Origin of the sequence: Tessaracoccus bendigoensis DSM 12906 (assembly GCF_900141915.1) — a bacterium.
GTDB classification, from domain to species: domain Bacteria; phylum Actinomycetota; class Actinomycetes; order Propionibacteriales; family Propionibacteriaceae; genus Arachnia; species Arachnia bendigoensis.
Window position 1 is genome coordinate 1 of sequence record NZ_FQZG01000039.1, and the last position, 15,607, is coordinate 15,607.

Genomic DNA, 15,607 nt, shown 5'->3' on the forward strand with positions numbered 1-15,607 from the left:
CCGGTTGAGCCGCCTCGCGAGGAACGAGCGAGGCGTGTCGAAACCACCTTGCGCACGATGCAGGGTCCTGACCCCACTTCTTGAGAGGGTCTGTGGGAATGGTCGCGTTGGTTTCGTCACGGTCCCCGGCGCTTCGGCGGTGGGACCGGCTCAACCGACGCGCGGCCCGGCTCAACCGACCCGCGGCCCGGCTCAACCGACCCGCGGACCGGCTCAACCGACCGACGACCCGGCTCCTCAACCGTCCGCCGGCCTCAATTCGTAGGCCAAGATCGCGGCCGCCGTCGCAACGTTCAAAGAGTCCACGCGGTCGGTCATCGGGATGCGGACATGCAGGTCGGCCCCTTCCTGCCACGCCGCGCTCAACCCGGCGCCTTCCGTGCCCAGCAGCAGCGCGACCCGCTCGGGAACCTGAATCCCCGGCAGCTCAACGGCAAGTGGCGACAGCGTCGCGGCGACCACGGTGAACCCGGCTGCGCGGAGCCGCTCCGGCCCCTCCCCCAGCCCCAACCGCAGCCACGGCAACTCCAACGACCCGCCCATCGACGCCTTGACGGCTCTCCGGTACAGCGGGTCGGCCGAGCCGTGCGACAGCACCAACGCATCCCAACCGAGCCCCAACGCCACCCTGACGATGGCGCCGAGGTTGGTGTGGTCGACGATCTCCTCGCACACCAGCACCCGGGAGGCGTCCTTGACCAAAGCCCAAGGCGCCTCTGGCGGCCGGTCGAACGAACCGAGCGCCCCGCGATGGACGTGGAACCCGCTGATCCGTTCAATCATCTCCTCAGAAGCCACATACACAGGCAGCTCCGGCCACGCCCCCAGCAGCGGGGCCAGGCCCTCCAACCAGCGCGGCTGCAGCAGCATCCCGCGGGGGCGGCACCCGGCCGCGAAGGCCCGCTGGATGATCTTCACTCCCTCCGCGATGAACCTGTCACCCGAGCGACGCAGCTGGGAATCCCTCAGCCCGGTGAAGTCGCGCAGGCGAGGGTCTGCGGGGTCGGTTACCTCGATCAGCACGGCGCCAGGCTACCCTTGCCCGCATGAAACCCTTCGCCCTGCTCGACGATGCGCAGGGCGGAACGCTCGAACTGCTCGATGATCTGGCCAGGGTGGATCCGGTCGATCCCGATACGCTTGACGACGCGCTGAACGACGGTTGGGCACGCGGGTGGCGCTCGCTGGCGTGGCTGCCCTACGAGTGGGGCAAGGTCGACGGCGCCGTCTACTGGTTCGCCCGCACCGCGGCCCTCCATGCCTTCCCCGCGTCGGGCCCCGGGCACCTTTCGCCCCTCACTCCAGACATCACACAGGCCGACCATGGCGCCGCCGTCGCCGTCCTTCACGAGGCGATCGCCGCAGGGGACAGCTATCAGGTCAACTACACATTCCGGCTGCGCGGGCGCCTCACCGGCGACCCGGTCGGCCTCTACCGCCGCCTGCGGCTCAGGCAGCCGACACCCTTCGGCCTGGTAGCTCACCTTCCAGAACCGGCCGACCCGTGGACGCTCAGCCTCAGCCCCGAACTCTTCCTGCGGGTAGAAGGCGACCAGGTGACCGCCAGGCCCATGAAGGGCACCGCGACCGCCGACCTTCCCCCCACCGCGCTCTCTGCGGACCCGAAGAACCGGGCCGAGAACCTGATGATCGTCGACCTCCTCAGAAACGACCTGTCGCGGGTCGCGGACGGCGTGGAGGTCGTCGACCTGTTCGGCGTCGAACGCGTCGGCGACCTGTGGCAGATGTCGACGACGGTGCAGGGTCGGCTGCGCCCCGACGTCACTCCTGCGAGCCTGCTGCGGGCGACGTTCCCCTGTGGGTCGATCACCGGGGCTCCGAAGCTGTCGAGCATGGACCTCATCTCGCGGGTCGAGGCCTCACCTCGCGGCATCTACACCGGGGCGCTCGGTACCATCGATCCCGGCGGCATGCGACTCAGCGTCGCGATCCGTACCCTCACCGTCGACGCCGCCTCGAATGCGACGCTGGGAATCGGTGCCGGGATCGTCGCCGACAGCGTCGCCGCCCTCGAATGGGAGGAGTCGTTGGCCAAGGCCACCTTCACGCGCCCGCCCATCCTGAAGGAGGCGCTCCGCGTGATCGACGGCGTCGCCCCGCTCAAGGCCTTCCACGAGAAGAGGCTGAGTGCCGCGGCAAACGAGCTCGGCTACCCGTTGCCCGACAACTGCATCGACGACGCGGTCCGGGATACCCCGCCCGGGCTCTGGCGGCTCGGCCTCGACGTCGCCTCTGACGGCACCGTCGAGGTGACCAGGTCTCCCCTGGTACCCGTACAGGATGTGACGGTGCTGCTCGCGCAACGACCGTGGCCGGTCGGGCCGCTGACGCACCTCAAGACGTCCGAGCGGGCTCATCTCGATGAGGCCTGGCGAGGGGCAGAGATGTTTGGAGCGTTTGACGCGATCGGCTTCGACGAGGCGGGCCTGGTGCTGGAGGGCGGCCGCTGCAACGTGTTCGCGCTACTGGACGGACGGTGGGTCACCCCGCGGGCCGGGATGCTCCCGGGCGCGCAGCGGGCGGCGGTGCTCGACGATCCCTCGCTGCTCGGCACCGACCGCATCGATGAGGTCGACCTGGTGGTCGCCGACCTCCGACGCGCGGACCGTATCGTGGTCACCAATGCCGTCCGCGGCATCCTCAACGCGCATCTGGAGGAGCGTCCTTGAAGCTCAAGCTTGATCCGAACCTGATGATCATCCTCGGTTCGCTGGCCCTTGGCCTGTCGTTGCCCGTTTCGGGCACCTCTGCGGACGTGTTGAATGTGATCGAGAAGGTCGCCATCTTCGTGCTGTTCTTCGGTTACGGGGCACGCCTATCGGCCGCAGAATCGCTGGCCGGGTTGAAGAACTGGAAGCTCCACGTCGCGATCCTCGGTACGACTTTCGTGGTCTACCCATTGATGTCGCTGCCGATGCGGTGGCTGCCCGAGGCATGGGTCTCCACCCCGATCCGGATGGGGCTGATCTTCCTGTGCCTAGTGCCATCGACGGTGCAGTCGTCCATCACTTTCACGTCTCTGGCCCGCGGCAACATCGCCGCCGCCATGGTGTCGGCGACCGCGTCCAACGTGCTCGGGGTGCTGTTCACCCCGCTTCTGGTGATGCTGCTGATCCCCGACGCGGGCGGGGGCAGCGTGGGTGCCGGGCAGCTGGTCAACGTCGTGCTGCAACTACTGCTCCCGTTCTTCCTCGGCCAACTCTCCCGGTTCGCCACCGCCGAGTTCATGTCGAAACACAAAGCGCGCCTGAAGTACCTGGACCAGGGCGTGATCTGCCTGATCGTCTACGCGGCCTTCTCCGACCTGCGGGTCTCGGGCGTGTGGCGCCAGCTCCAGATCGGCGACCTGATCGGCGTGCTTGTGATCGTCGCCGTGCTGCTGACCTTCATGTTCTGGTTCACCTGGCATCTCGGGAAATGGATGGGGATGCCGCGCGGAGACCAGATCGCCCTGCTGTTCTGCGGCACGAAGAAGTCGCTTGCCACCGGGGTCCCGATGGCGAGCGTCCTGTTCAGCGGGCCGGTCGTCAGCGTGCTGGTGATCCCACTGATGCTCTACCACCAGTCCCAGCTGATCGTCAGCTCCGTCCTCGCCGGACGGCTCCGGGAAACGATGCCAGAGCCGCCATCGGCCTGACCCCTGCTCTACTTCTCCACTTCCAGGTCGGGTTGCTCGGCCGGCTCGGGCTGCGCGGACGGCTCGGCCTGCCCGATTGCTGGAGTCTCGCCCGTGCTCCGCGACGGCAGGCGCCCGGCCTCCAGCGTCTTGGCGTCGGCGATGGCCCGCTCGACGGTGGCGTTGGTGCGCCTCTGCTCACTCTCGGCATGGGCCTGGATCTCGGCGTGTACGTCCACCTTCTCGGGCGCCGCGAACTTCCTGACGGCGTGCGAAAGATAGTCGCGCACCTCCGGCTCGCCGCTGACCTGCCCGAGCCCCTTCAGGGCATCATTCAGCTCAGAAGGCACGATCCACACCTTGTTCGCGTCGCCCTGGGCCAGCTTCGGCATCATCTGCATGTACTCGTAGGCGAGCAGGGCCTGATCGGGTTCAGCAGCATGGATCGCGCTGAACACCGTCGAAATCGCCTGCGCCTCGCCCTCGGCCCGAAGCATCTGGGCCTGCCGTTCGGCCTGTGCGCGTAGCACCTGGGCCTCACGGTCGCCCTGCGCCCGGAGGATCGCGGCCTCCCGATCGCCTCCGGCGGAGAGGATCATCGCCTGCCGCTCGCCTTCGGCCCGCAGGATCTGGGCACGCTTGTCGCGCTCGGCCCGGGCACCCTTCTCCATGGCATCGCGGATCGTGGGCGGTGGCTCGATGGCCCGCAGCTCGACCCGGTTGACCTTGATGCCCCATTTGCCGGTCGCCTCGTCGAGCACCATCCGCAAGCGTTGGTTGATCTCCTCACGTGAGGTGAGCGCGGCTTCCAGATCCATCCCGCCGATGATGTTGCGCAGCGTCGTCATGGTGAGCTGCTCGATGGCGGCCCGGTAGTCCTGCGCCTCATAGGCCGCCCGGCGTGGGTCGACGACCTGGTAGTAGATGACCGAGTCGATCGAAACCATCAGGTTGTCCTCGGTGATCACGCCCTGCGGTGGGAAGGGGATTACCTGCTCGCGCATATCGAGGGTGTAGCGGATCTGGTCGAAAAATGGGATAACCAGGTGCGGGCCCGGTTCGAGCGCGCGCCGGAACTTGCCGAGCCGCTCGACCAGCGACACGTGTTGCTGGCGGATGATCTTCAAGGTTGCGGCAAGCATGAGCACCACCACCACCACCAGCACTATTAGTAGGATCACACTGAGTCCAGGCATGGCTGCCTCCTAAATTGCGGCTAACTTCCTAGTGCTTTCGAGGCCGGGTAGACGATCAGCGTGATGCCGTCCAGGGCGAAAACTTCGATGTCTTCACCGTTCTCGATGGGGATGCCGGGATCGTAGGCCCGCGCCTCCCAGATCTGTCCGTCGACCTTCACCTCACCCATCGACCCGGTGACCGCGCTGGTGGCGACCCCCTTTGAGCCGACGAGGTTGTCAAAGGTCGAGCGGTAGCCGGGCGCGTTGCGGACCCTGGCCAACAGCGTCGGACGGAGCAGGAACAGCGTTGCGACGGCGGTGATGACGGCGATCAGCACTTGGAGCCAGAGCAGCCCGGGAAATACGAGCGCGGTCACGCCACCCATCAGAGCGCCGGATGCGAGCATCAGAAGCGTCAGGTCGAGCGTCAGGAGTTCGGCCGCGGCCAACCCGAGCCCCAGGATGCCCCAGGCGGCCCACAGGTTGCTCCGGACCCACTCCACGAACTCGTTCATCGCCTGCTCCTCGCCCCCCACCTGCCGTCGCGGTGCTCGACCGTGAGGGGCAGCCCGAAGGTCCGGCTCAAGTTCGCGTCCGTCAGCGTCTCATCGATCGGCCCGGCGGCGACGACCCTGCCCGCGTCGAGCAGCAGCGCGTGGGTGATGCCCCGGGGAATCTCCTCGATGTGGTGTGTGACCAACACGGTCGCGGGGGACGCCGGGTCCTCGCAGAGCTGGGACAAGGTATCGACCAGCGCTTCGCGGCCTGCGAGGTCGAGCCCGCTGGCCGGTTCGTCCAGCAGCATCAGCTCCGGGTCCGGCATCAGGGCGCGGGCGATCTGGACGCGCTTGCGTTCGCCCTCACTGAGGGTCCCGAAGGTGCGCTCAGCGAGGTGATCGATCCGAAGAGACGCCAGCAAGCGTGTCGCACGCTCCATGTCGTAGTCGTCGTAGTCTTCTCGCCAGCGGCCGACGACCGCGTAGCCGGCCGACAACACGACGTCGCGGACCCGCTCACCTGCGGGGATCCGTTCGGCGAGCGAAGAGGAGGACAATCCGATTCGGGGACGCAACTCGAACACGTCGACGGTGCCGATCACCTCGTCGAGGACGCCGACGACCCCCTCGCTCGGGTAGAGCTGCGCGCCCAACAACTGGATGAGCGTGGTCTTCCCGGCGCCGTTGGGCCCGATCACCACCCAGCGCTCGCCTTCTCCCACGACAAGTTCGACGGAATCGAGCAGAACCGCATTTCCACGTCGAACCGTCACGCCTGCAAGTTCAGCCACCATCGCCATGCGTCAAACCTACCGGACCGGGCGAAACGACGGTGGCGCGCCACCCCGTCAGGAGTCGATCACGCTCCGGTGGAGTGCAGGCCCCCGTCGACGTGGACCATCTCGCCGGTGGTGGCCGGGAACCAGTCGCTGAGCAGCGCGACGATCGCCTTGGCCGAGGGCACCGCGTCGGCCGGGTTCCAGCCGAGCGGTGCCCGTTCGCCCCAGATGTCGTTGAACGATGACGCGCCCGGGATGGCCTTCTTTGCAACGGTGTCGACGGGGCCGGCGGCCACCAGGTTGCAGCGGATGCCGTCGGGGCCGAGGTAACGGGCGAGGTAGCGCGAGGTCGACTCGAGGGCTGCCTTCGCGACGCCCATCCAGTCGTAGGTCGGCCAGGACACGGTCGCGTCGAACGTGAGGCCCACGATGCTGGAGCCGCGGCCCAGCATGGGTCGCGCGGCCATCGTCAGCGACTGAAGCGAGTACGCGGAGATGTGCATCGCGTTGGCGACGGCGTCCCATCCGGTAGAGAGGAACTTGCCGCCCAACGCGGATTCGGGGTCGGCGTAGGCGATCGAGTGCACGATGCCGTCGAGCCGGTCGCCGAAATGCTCCGAGAGCTGCTCGGGGAGGGCCGCGAGGTGTTCGGGGTCGGTGACGTCGACCTCAATCAGCGGTGGCACGGTGTCGAGCCTCGAGATCGCCCGCTGAGCGGGGGCGACGGCCCTGCCCGCGGCTGAGACGACGACGTTGGCGCCCTCCCGCTGCGCGATGTCGACGACGGCGTACGCGATGGAGGTGCGCATGGTCACGCCGGTGACCAGGATGTTCTTGCCTTCGAGGATTCCCATGATCGATGCCTTCTCTTTAGTGGCCCATGCCGAGGCCGCCGTCGACAGGCAGCACGGCTCCGGAGATGTAGCCGGCGTGTTCGCCGGCGAGGAACAGCGCCGCGTCGGCGACGTCGTCGACCGACCCGAGCCGGCCGGCCGGGATACGCGCCTTGTAGCCGGCGATGACGTCGTCGCTGAGCACGGCGGTCATGTCGGTCTCGATGAACCCGGGGGCGATCACGTTGGCGGTGACGTTCCGGGTGCCTAGCTCGCGGGTGAGGCTGCGCGCCATGCCGACCAGCGCCGACTTGCTGGACGAGTAGTTGATCTGGCCGGCGGATCCGAAGAGGCCGACGACCGACGAGATGAGGATGACGCGGCCGAAGCGGCCCCGCATCATCGGACGGCTGGCGCGGCGGACGACGCGGAAGGTGCCAGTGAGGTTGGTGTCGATGACGGTGTTCCAGTCGTCGTCGGACATCCGCATGAGCAGGGTGTCCTTGGTGACGCCCGCGTTGGCGATGAGGATCTCAACCGGCCCGAGTTCCTTCTCGACGTTATCGAAGGCCAGGTCGACCTGGGCCTGGTCGGTGATGTCGCACACCACCCCGAGGACCCCTTCGGGCACGTCCCCCGAACGGTAGGTCGCCGCGACGCGGTACCCGGCGTCGCGGAACTTCTCTGCGATGGTGCGTCCGATGCCCTTTGAGCCACCGGTGACCAGGACTACTCGTGATTGATCTGCCACGAGGAGCAACTTACCGCAGGGAGTCAGTTACAGCGCGATGTGATGAAACCGGCAAGTCCTTTGTCTTCCCGGTCGGTCTCCAGGTTCCAGGTGTCCTTGGTGGCTGCCCCGATCATGTGACAGGCGAGTTGATTGACCGAGCTCGGGGTGTCGAGAAGGGCTTCATACTCCGGCTGGCTGTCGATCAGCTCGGCCATCATGACCGGTGCCAGCGCCACGGCACCGAGTGGATCGCCGGGGGTGAGATCCCGGGCGAGGCGGGTGGGCGTCACCAGTATCCGGGCGGCCGATTCCCATTCGGCCGACTCCACCAGCGTCGTCCCCGCGAGGAAGGTGACGGACGTGGCCGCCTCCGGAGCGTCGATCCTGGCCGCTGCCCCATCCGCCCTGAAGGGGGAAACGGTCTCGGCTCCCGCGTCGTCGGTGGCCGTTGGTCTGGTGAGCAGCCAACCGTTGGCGATCGTGATCCGCCCTGCGACAACCTGCCAGGGCGAGCCGTCGATGGCGATCGTCGGCTCAGGGACGGCAGGCAGGCTGAGCGCGAGCGATCCGTCGGGCAGTTCCTCGACGCTTGCTGAGGTCGGCAGCACCAGAGTCACGCCCCCGAGGTCGACCGATGTGGTTGGCTCCGAAGTGGTCGGTGTGACGGCCGGGCTCGTTCTGGGGGTGACGGAGGACGGGGGTGGGGTGGTCGTCGGCGCGGGGGCGTCCGCGGGCGCACAGGAGGCGAGCACCAACGTCGCGACGACCGCCACCACCCGCGCCGAGAACCCCATCCCAGGAGGATAACTCGGGCAGACGGCCACCACGGGAGGGGCCTAAGCTGGGGGCATGTCCCGCACGCGCGACGCGACGCTCATCACGAACGCGAGTCGCAGCCAGACCCTGGAGCTCGCCGAGCGCCAGAAGCGCTACCTGATCACCATGGGTATCCGCACCGGCTGCTTCCTCGCGTTCCTGATCGTGCCGGGTTGGTGGAAGCTGGTGGCCCTCGGAGCGGCCGCGCTGCTGCCTGCCTTCGCCGTGTTGTTCGCCAACAACGCGGACCATCACGCCCCTACGGCCGCACCGGACGGGGAGGGAGCGCAAGTTCGCGCGATCACCACGGGCGATGTGGTGCGTGGCACCGTCGAGGAGGAAACCGACAAGTGAATCGGCAGGTAAGGCGCTGGATCGCGATGGGCGTGCTCGTCGTGATCCTGGTCATCACGTTCATCCAGCTCGGTGAGTGGCAGCTTCGTCGCCTCGACGAGCGCCGCGACTCGAACGCGACGGTGCAGGCGCACGAGGCGTTGCCGGTGCAGCCGTACCAGGAGGTGATGAACCGCGAGATCGACGAGGCCGACCAGTGGTACCGCGTCACGGCGACGGGCTCCTACACCGGCGCCCAGTTCCAGGTGCTGTACCGCTCGTTGGACGGGTCCTACGGCAGCGAGGTCGTCGCGGTGCTGGCCACCGATCAGGGCCAGAACCTGCTGGTCAACCGCGGCTTCCTCACCCGGCAGCCCGGGCACCCGGACGGCGAGATGCCCGCGACGCTTGAGGGCACCGTAACCGTCACCGGCTACGTCCGTCGAAACGACGGCGACGATGAGAACGCCGCGACACCGCACGAGAACCAGGTGCGGCTCATCAACTCCGATGCCATCGGCAAGGCTCTCGGAGAGGAGGTCGTGAACGGCTACGTCTCGCTGATCGAGTCGACCCCGTCCGATCCCGGAGGACTGACTCCGCTGCACTCCCCGAACCTGGAGGACGAAGGGCCACACCTGAGCTACGCCTTCCAGTGGTTCGCCTTCACCGCGATCGCCGTGATCGGCTTGGGGGTACTGATCAGAGCCGACGTTCGGGACAGGCGGAAGGCGAAGGCCGTCGCCGAACGGGCTGACGCGGCGAGGGAGGGCGCGGCACGAGGAGAGGCGGCGCCGAAGGATGTGGCACGGGACGGGGTCGGCGAGGAGTCGGAGGGCGTCCGGGAGGAGGCGCGGTGAGCGGTCTCGACTGGACCGCCTGCCCACACTGCCACGAGCCACTCACCCGCACCGGTCGAGCCCTGCGCTGCCCCGTCGGGCATTCGTACGACGTGGCTCGCCAGGGCTACGTCAACCTGCTCGGCCAGGCGCCCCCGGCGAACGCGGACACCGCCGACATGCTGGATGCACGGTCGCGGTTCCTGGCCGCTGGCCACTACGACGAGGTCGCCCTGGCGGTGGCCGGGGGCGTGACCGGGCGACGCGTCGTCGAGGTGGGTGCCGGGACGGCGTTCTACCTTTCGTGGGCGCTCGATGAGCACCCGGATGCGGAGGGCCTGGCGACGGACGTGTCGGTCGCCGCGGCGAAGCGGGCCGCGCGGGCACACCCGAGGGTCGCCGCGGTCGTCGCCGACACCTGGGCGGGGCTGCCGCTCGTCGACGCATCGGTGGACACCATCGTGTGTGTGTTCGCGCCGCGGAACCCGGCCGAGTTCGCCCGCGTGTTGCAGCCGGGCGGCACCCTGGTCGTCGCGCAGCCGGCCGCCGACCACTTGATCGAGTTGCGCGAACGCTACGGCCTGCTGGGGGTGGCTGCGGACAAGGTCGACCGGTTGGGCGCGGCCTTCCCGGGCTGGACGGTGTCGTCACGTCGCGAGGTGCGCTCGCGGGCGTCCCTGACGGCCGTCGAGGTCGCCGACCTGATCGCGATGGGCCCCAACGCCTTCCACGGGCTGCCTGGAGAGGTGGGGTCGGCGGAGGTGCAGGTGTCGGTCGACGTGCTTGCCCTGCGGTCGCCGGGAGGGTGAGACGAGGCGCCGGTTGAGCCGCCTTGCGAGGAACGAGCAAGGCGCCCCCGCCCGTTGAGCCGCCTTGCGAGGGACGAGCAAGGCGTGACGAAACCCTCGCGACCATACCCAGGGGACTCGTGGACAAGTCCCTGCACCGTGCGCAAGGTGGTTTCGTCACGGGCCGCTCGTCCCTCACGGCCCGGCTCAACCAGCCGCCGGTTGAGCCGCCTTGCGAGGAACGAGCAAGGCGTGACGAAACCCTCGCGACCATACCCAGGGACTCGTGGTCAGGTCCCTGCACCGTGCGCCAGATGGTTTCGTCACGGGCCGCTCGTCCCTCACGGCCCGGCTCAACCGACGCTCCCCCCCCCAAACTCATACGGCGATTCGTGGAAGCGCTCCCCCGGCTGCTCCCGTCCATCACTACTCTTTCCGCATGGACATCGACGACGACCTGCGCTCGTTCCTCGCCCAGTTCTCCAAACTTGGCGAACTGGCGAACACCGTGCAACAGGCTGGCGCCGTCACCTCACTCACCGACGCCCTCAGCGCCCACCTTGGCAGGTCGGCCGAGGAGGTCGCGACCGTCTCGAAGGAGGTCCCCGGCTACCGGTTCGCCGACTACGACGTCGCCTTCGAACTTCTCGCCGGACCCGACGCCACCCTGATCGGGATCGGCGGCGGCGATCAGCGCCAACACATGTCGCTCGGCGACATGGTCGGAAACCAATGGAACCGGCTCCCGGTCGGCCAGGTCGACTGGGCCGACATCGCCATCAACGCGACCGAGACCCGGCGGGTCGTGGCGCTCGGAATCCGCCTGTTCAGATTCCACGATCAACCGGTTGCCGTACTCACCAGGCGAAACTCGCAGATGCACGGCAACGGTCAGGGCGTGATCGAGGTCCTGAGCCCCGACGGGCAGGTCGCCAGCGACCTCATCGCAGAAGCGACCAGGGTCGGGATCGAACGCTCCGTCCTTCGTGGCAACGTGATCAGCCTGGAGTTGGTTGGCTACGAAGGCGAGGGCGACGGGTTCCGGTTCATCCCACGACCAGACGTCCCCGCCGAGGCCGTAATCCTGCCTGAGGGAACCCTTGAACGGGTCACGGGCCACGTGCTGGGCGTGGCTGAGCATGCGGAGATGCTTCGCCGATACGGGCAGCACCTGAAACGTGGTGTCCTTCTCTACGGGCCACCAGGCACAGGCAAGACCCACACGGTTCGGCACCTGCTCTCGATAGGCACTGGTCACACGGTGATCCTGCTCTCGGGCCAGACGCTGGAATTCGTGCGGCAGGCCACCTCGATCGCCCGACACCTTCAACCCGCGATCGTGGTGCTCGAAGACTGCGACCTGGTTGCGATGGGACGCGACTTCGGTCCGGCCGGTCAGCCGTTGCTGTTCGAATTACTCGACGCCCTCGACGGGCTCGACACCGACACCGACATCGCATTCGTGCTCACCACCAACCGGGTCGACGTGCTGGAGGAGGCGCTCACGCAACGTCCGGGCCGCGTCGACCTCGCCGTCGAGATCGCGCCGCCAGACCAGGAAGCACGCAGGCGACTGCTGGACCTCTACCAGGGCACGGTCTCGTTCTCCGAGGCCGCCCTCGACGAGGTGGCAAGGCGCAGCGACGCGCACACCGCGTCGTTCTTCAAGGAACTCATCCGCCGAGCCGTGCTGTACGCCGCGGAAGACGGCCTTGAGCCGACCGACGTGCATCTCCTGTCCGCGCTCGCCGCACTCCAATCGGACCAGGAGGCGCTGTCGCGCAACCTCGTAGGAGGCTTCATGGACCCGTTCACCGAAGAACTCTGATGGGCAACCGCCTGGGGTTCGGGCTCGGCACCCTCGGCCGCGACGGGCTGGCGGCCATGGTGTCGATGTTCCTCATGTTCTACCTCACGGACGTGTTGGAGATCTCCGGCGCCCAGTTCGCCATGGTCAGCGCCATCATGGTCGCGATGAGGGCCTTCGATGCCATCAACGACCCGTTCATGGGTGTCGTCGTCGACAACACCCGGTCGAAGTGGGGCAAGTTCAAGCCGTGGATCCTGATCGGCGCGGTTGCCTGGGCGGGTTCCAGCCTGTTGATGTTCGCCGACTTCGGTGTCCGCGGCTGGGGCTACGTCGTGCTGTTCACGGTCGTGTACCTCGTCTACGAGATCTCCTACACCATCAACGACATCTCCTTCTGGTCGATGTTGCCCTCACTGACCGACGACCAGGCCGAGCGGGAACGAATCGGGGCCGTGGCGCGGATCTTCGCCAACATCGGCCTGTTCGCCGTCGTCGTCGGCATCCTCCCCGTCACCTCAGCGTTGACGGAGGTCCTGGGATCGGACGAGGCCGCCTGGTTCGCCGTGGTGTGTGTGCTGGCCGCGCTGATGCTGGCGTTCCAGTCGCTGACGCTGTTGTTCGCCCGCGAACAGGTCAACGCCCCGCAAGAGCACACCAGGCTGCGCGAACTGTTCGGCGTGATCGGCCGCAACGACCAACTGCTGTGGGTCACGCTGGCGATGGTCGCCTTCATGACCGGCTACGGCATCACCACCTCGCTCGGCGTCTACTACTTCAAGTACATCGTCGGCAACGAGGGCGCATACTCGATCTTCGCCGCCATCCTCGCGGTTGCCCAGATCACCGCGCTCATCTGCTTCCCCGCGATCTCGAAACGGCTGCGCCGCGGCCAGATCCATCTCCTGGCCAGCACGCTGATGACGGTCGGCTACCTCGTGTTCCTGTTCGCCGGCACCTCGCTTGTGATCACGGGAGTCGCGGGCGTGCTGCTGTTCACCGGCCAGGGCATGATCCAGCTGCTGATGGTGATGTTCATCGCCGACAGCGTGGAGTACGGCGAGTGGAAACTCGGTCGCCGCAACGAGTCGATCACGTTCTCGCTGCAACCCTTCATCTACAAGTTGAGCAACGCGTTCGCCGTCGCGGTGGTCAGCATCACCGTCCTGGCCACCGGCATCGACACCGCCAAGTCCGCGGCCGACGTCGGCACCGGTTCGGCCTGGCTGTTCCGCGTCTCGATGATGGTGGCGCCCATGCTGCTTGTGATCGCGAGCTACCTTGTGATGCGGGCGAAATACGTCATCGACGAGGACAGGTACGCACAGATCCTCGCCGACCTGACCATCAGGAGGTCCGGTGGCTGAACCGATCACGAGGCGCAGCACCGTTCGGGAGGTGTACGCCACCCCGATGGGTCGCGACGTGATCGACAAGGTTCTCCTGCAGACGGGTGTCCCAGGGCGGACGGTCGCGGCGCTGGCGCCGATCAGGCTCTCCACCCTCGACAGGCTCACACACAGGGTCACCGGGCCCGGATTCATCGACGCCGTCATCGAACTGGTCAACTCGGAGACCGGACGCCCCTCGGACGACCCGGCACCCGATCCCGCACCCTGGTGGCGACAGGCCGTCTTCTACCAGGTCTACCCACGCTCGTTCGCCGACTCGGACGGTGACGGCATCGGCGACCTGCGTGGCGTCATCGACCACCTCGACTACCTGGCCGATCTCGGCGTCGACTGCCTCTGGCTCTCCCCCATCTTCGACTCACCGAACGAAGACATGGGCTATGACGTTCGCAACTACCGGATGGTCATGAAGGAGATGGGTACCCTCGAAGACCTCGACGAACTGATCTCCGGATGCCACGAACGCGGCATGCGCATCATCCTCGACCTGGTCGTCAACCACACCTCGGACGAGCATCCCGCCTTCAAGGAGGCGGTCCGCGATCCCGACGGGGCCTACGGCGACTACTACTACCTACTTCCCGGCGACCCCGAGCACCCCCCGAACAACTGGACGTCGTTCTTCTCCGGCCCTGCATGGCGCTGGATCCCCGAGGCAAGCCGATGGGCTCTGCACCTCTTCGCCGAGGGTCAGATAGACCTGCGGTGGGACAACCCCCAGGTGCGACGCGAAGTCGCCAACATCGTCGGCTGGTGGCTGGACAGGGGGATCGACGGGTTCCGCCTCGACGTGATCAACTACATCTCCAAGCCTGAGGGCCTGCCTGACGGAAACGAGTTCGTCGGCACCCTAATGGGTTTCGTCGGGGTCGAGCACTACTTCTACGGGCCACGCCTCGGCGAGTTCCTGCGCGAATTGCGGCGCGACGGCTTCACGCGCCGGTCGGCTCCGGCCTCGACCCCTCGCGCCAGGCTCACCGACGGTCGACTCGGCGAACCGCTTGCCCCCGACCCGGTGGCGCTCATGGTGGGTGAAACACCCGGGGTCGGGATCCAGTTGGGTCGGATGCTCACCGCGGCAGGCCGTGGGGAGTTAGACCTGACCTTCAACTTCGACGTCCTCGACACGCCCGGCCGGACCCGCTGGGACTCCTATGTCTACGACGCCGATTACCTGAAGCGCTACTTCCACCGCTATCTGAACGCGCTGGGCCAGAGCGACTGGCTGGCGGTGTTCTTCGACAACCACGACAACCCTCGGATGCTGAGCAAGTTGGCTGGCAGCACCGAGTCGGACCCGGCCATACGTTCCGCCATCGGGAAACTGCTGGCCACGATCCAGTTGACGATGCGGGGCACGCCGTTCCTGTACCAGGGGCAGGAGTTGGGGGCGGTGAACCAGCCGTTCACCGGCATCGACGACCTGCGTGACGTCGAGTCCATAAACCGGTATGCGGAACTGCTTGCCGCCGGGGTCGGCCCCCGGGCCGCGTGGCGGGAAATCCTTGCCGGCACCCGCGACCACGCCCGCGTCCCGATGCGTTGGACACCAGAGGGCAGGTTCAGCGAGGCAACCCCCTGGCTCGTGGGACACGACAAGTCACCGGGCTTCTCCGCAGAGGAACAGCTGACCGATCCCCACTCCGTCCTGGCCTGGCATCGTGACCTCATAGCCCTGCGCCGTGAGCACCCGGCCCTGACGCTCGGCGACCTCGAATGCGTACATCCCAAGAGGAGGGGGTACCTGGCCTACCTCCGCTCGTTCGGGGAGGAACAGTTCCTGATCGAGTGCAACCTGACGCCGCGGCCGCAGCATCGGCCACGGTTCCGCCCGACGGTGACACCGATCCTCGGGGGGCCCCGCCGCCCGACGATGGCCCCCTGGGAGTCGACCGTCAGTCGCCTGGCCCGGGATTGACGAAGGCGCGGCACCCCTCGGGGCACCGCGCCTTCAG

Annotated in this window: 15 protein-coding genes; 8 read left to right on the top strand and 7 right to left on the bottom strand. The window is 67.4% G+C overall.

Translation table 11 applies throughout. The features are described from left to right. Positions 1–237: 237 nt before the first annotated feature. Positions 238–1,023 carry a TrmH family RNA methyltransferase gene (locus BUC15_RS11080; RefSeq protein ID WP_073188204.1) on the bottom strand — a complete coding sequence of 262 codons (786 nt, stop codon included), beginning with the start codon at positions 1,021–1,023 and terminating at the stop codon, positions 238–240. Between the two features lie 23 nt (positions 1,024–1,046). Here BUC15_RS11080 and BUC15_RS11085 point away from each other — a divergent pair, with 23 nt between their 5' ends. Beyond that, positions 1,047–2,690 (top strand): bifunctional chorismate-binding protein/class IV aminotransferase, encoded by a 1,644-nt coding sequence (locus BUC15_RS11085; RefSeq protein WP_073188206.1) that lies wholly within the window; start codon positions 1,047–1,049, stop codon positions 2,688–2,690. Beyond that, on the top strand, positions 2,687–3,658 hold the full coding sequence (locus BUC15_RS11090; protein WP_245787960.1) for a bile acid:sodium symporter family protein: 972 nt from the start codon (positions 2,687–2,689) through the stop codon (positions 3,656–3,658). Before BUC15_RS11085 ends, BUC15_RS11090 begins: the two co-directional genes overlap by 4 nt. 8 nt (positions 3,659–3,666) lie before the next feature. Here the strand turns inward: BUC15_RS11090 and BUC15_RS11095 are convergent, their stop codons facing one another. Genes BUC15_RS11095 through BUC15_RS11120 form a run of 6 tightly spaced genes read right to left on the bottom strand, consistent with a single transcriptional unit; the run spans position 3,667 to position 8,451 of the window. Then, the gene (locus BUC15_RS11095) at positions 3,667–4,833 is read right to left on the bottom strand and encodes an SPFH domain-containing protein (RefSeq protein WP_073188207.1); all 1,167 of its coding nucleotides are present in this window, start codon (positions 4,831–4,833) and stop codon (positions 3,667–3,669) included. 20 nt (positions 4,834–4,853) lie between these two features. Continuing rightward, a complete protein-coding gene (locus tag BUC15_RS11100) occupies positions 4,854–5,330 on the bottom strand; it encodes an NfeD family protein (protein ID WP_084189526.1) in 477 nt (158 codons plus the stop codon). Then, a complete protein-coding gene (locus BUC15_RS11105; RefSeq protein WP_073188208.1) occupies positions 5,327–6,112 on the bottom strand; it encodes an ABC transporter ATP-binding protein in 786 nt (261 codons plus the stop codon). Before BUC15_RS11105 ends, BUC15_RS11100 begins: the two co-directional genes overlap by 4 nt. Positions 6,113–6,171: 59 nt before the next feature. Next, the gene (gene fabI / locus BUC15_RS11110) at positions 6,172–6,945 is read right to left on the bottom strand and encodes an enoyl-ACP reductase FabI (protein WP_073188210.1); all 774 of its coding nucleotides are present in this window, start codon (positions 6,943–6,945) and stop codon (positions 6,172–6,174) included. 16 nt (positions 6,946–6,961) lie between these two features. Then, complete coding sequence (gene fabG, locus BUC15_RS11115) at positions 6,962–7,675, bottom strand: 3-oxoacyl-ACP reductase FabG (protein WP_073188212.1); 714 nt, start codon at positions 7,673–7,675, stop codon at positions 6,962–6,964. 23 nt (positions 7,676–7,698) lie between these two features. After that, a complete protein-coding gene (locus BUC15_RS11120; RefSeq protein WP_084189527.1) occupies positions 7,699–8,451 on the bottom strand; it encodes a DUF2599 domain-containing protein in 753 nt (250 codons plus the stop codon). A gap of 55 nt (positions 8,452–8,506) precedes the next feature. Between BUC15_RS11120 and BUC15_RS11125 the strand changes: the two genes are divergently transcribed. The 6 genes from BUC15_RS11125 (at position 8,507) to BUC15_RS11150 (ending at position 15,570) form a co-directional block, all read left to right on the top strand. After that, positions 8,507–8,827 (top strand): DUF3099 domain-containing protein, encoded by a 321-nt coding sequence (locus tag BUC15_RS11125; protein WP_073188217.1) that lies wholly within the window; start codon positions 8,507–8,509, stop codon positions 8,825–8,827. Continuing rightward, positions 8,824–9,666 (top strand): SURF1 family cytochrome oxidase biogenesis protein, encoded by an 843-nt coding sequence (locus BUC15_RS11130; RefSeq protein ID WP_073188220.1) that lies wholly within the window; start codon positions 8,824–8,826, stop codon positions 9,664–9,666. The genes BUC15_RS11125 and BUC15_RS11130 overlap by 4 nt, the downstream gene beginning before the upstream one ends. Further along, positions 9,663–10,454: a putative RNA methyltransferase gene (locus BUC15_RS11135; RefSeq protein ID WP_073188222.1), complete on the top strand. Its 792-nt coding sequence runs from the start codon at positions 9,663–9,665 to the stop codon at positions 10,452–10,454. Before BUC15_RS11130 ends, BUC15_RS11135 begins: the two co-directional genes overlap by 4 nt. 418 nt (positions 10,455–10,872) lie before the next feature. Then, on the top strand, positions 10,873–12,261 hold the full coding sequence (locus BUC15_RS11140) for an AAA family ATPase (RefSeq protein WP_084189528.1): 1,389 nt from the start codon (positions 10,873–10,875) through the stop codon (positions 12,259–12,261). Continuing rightward, positions 12,261–13,607 (top strand): glycoside-pentoside-hexuronide (GPH):cation symporter, encoded by a 1,347-nt coding sequence (locus tag BUC15_RS11145; RefSeq protein ID WP_073188224.1) that lies wholly within the window; start codon positions 12,261–12,263, stop codon positions 13,605–13,607. Before BUC15_RS11140 ends, BUC15_RS11145 begins: the two co-directional genes overlap by 1 nt. Then, complete coding sequence (locus BUC15_RS11150) at positions 13,600–15,570, top strand: alpha-glucosidase (protein ID WP_084189529.1); 1,971 nt, start codon at positions 13,600–13,602, stop codon at positions 15,568–15,570. The genes BUC15_RS11145 and BUC15_RS11150 overlap by 8 nt, the downstream gene beginning before the upstream one ends. The last annotated feature ends 37 nt before the right edge of the window (positions 15,571–15,607 follow it).

What these genes read in the sequence shown, in the direction of transcription:
- fabI (WP_073188210.1), bottom strand. Translation starts at nt 6,945, where the DNA reads ATGGGAATCCTCGAAGGCAAGAACATCCTGGTCACCGGCGTGACCATG.
- BUC15_RS11105 (WP_073188208.1), bottom strand. Translation starts at nt 6,112, where the DNA reads ATGGCGATGGTGGCTGAACTTGCAGGCGTGACGGTTCGACGTGGAAAT.
- BUC15_RS11125 (WP_073188217.1), top strand. Translation starts at nt 8,507, where the DNA reads ATGTCCCGCACGCGCGACGCGACGCTCATCACGAACGCGAGTCGCAGC.
- BUC15_RS11095 (WP_073188207.1), bottom strand. Translation starts at nt 4,833, where the DNA reads ATGCCTGGACTCAGTGTGATCCTACTAATAGTGCTGGTGGTGGTGGTG.
- BUC15_RS11085 (WP_073188206.1), top strand. Translation starts at nt 1,047, where the DNA reads ATGAAACCCTTCGCCCTGCTCGACGATGCGCAGGGCGGAACGCTCGAA.
- BUC15_RS11100 (WP_084189526.1), bottom strand. Translation starts at nt 5,330, where the DNA reads ATGAACGAGTTCGTGGAGTGGGTCCGGAGCAACCTGTGGGCCGCCTGG.
- BUC15_RS11145 (WP_073188224.1), top strand. Translation starts at nt 12,261, where the DNA reads ATGGGCAACCGCCTGGGGTTCGGGCTCGGCACCCTCGGCCGCGACGGG.
- BUC15_RS11140 (WP_084189528.1), top strand. Translation starts at nt 10,873, where the DNA reads ATGGACATCGACGACGACCTGCGCTCGTTCCTCGCCCAGTTCTCCAAA.
- BUC15_RS11120 (WP_084189527.1), bottom strand. Translation starts at nt 8,451, where the DNA reads ATGGGGTTCTCGGCGCGGGTGGTGGCGGTCGTCGCGACGTTGGTGCTC.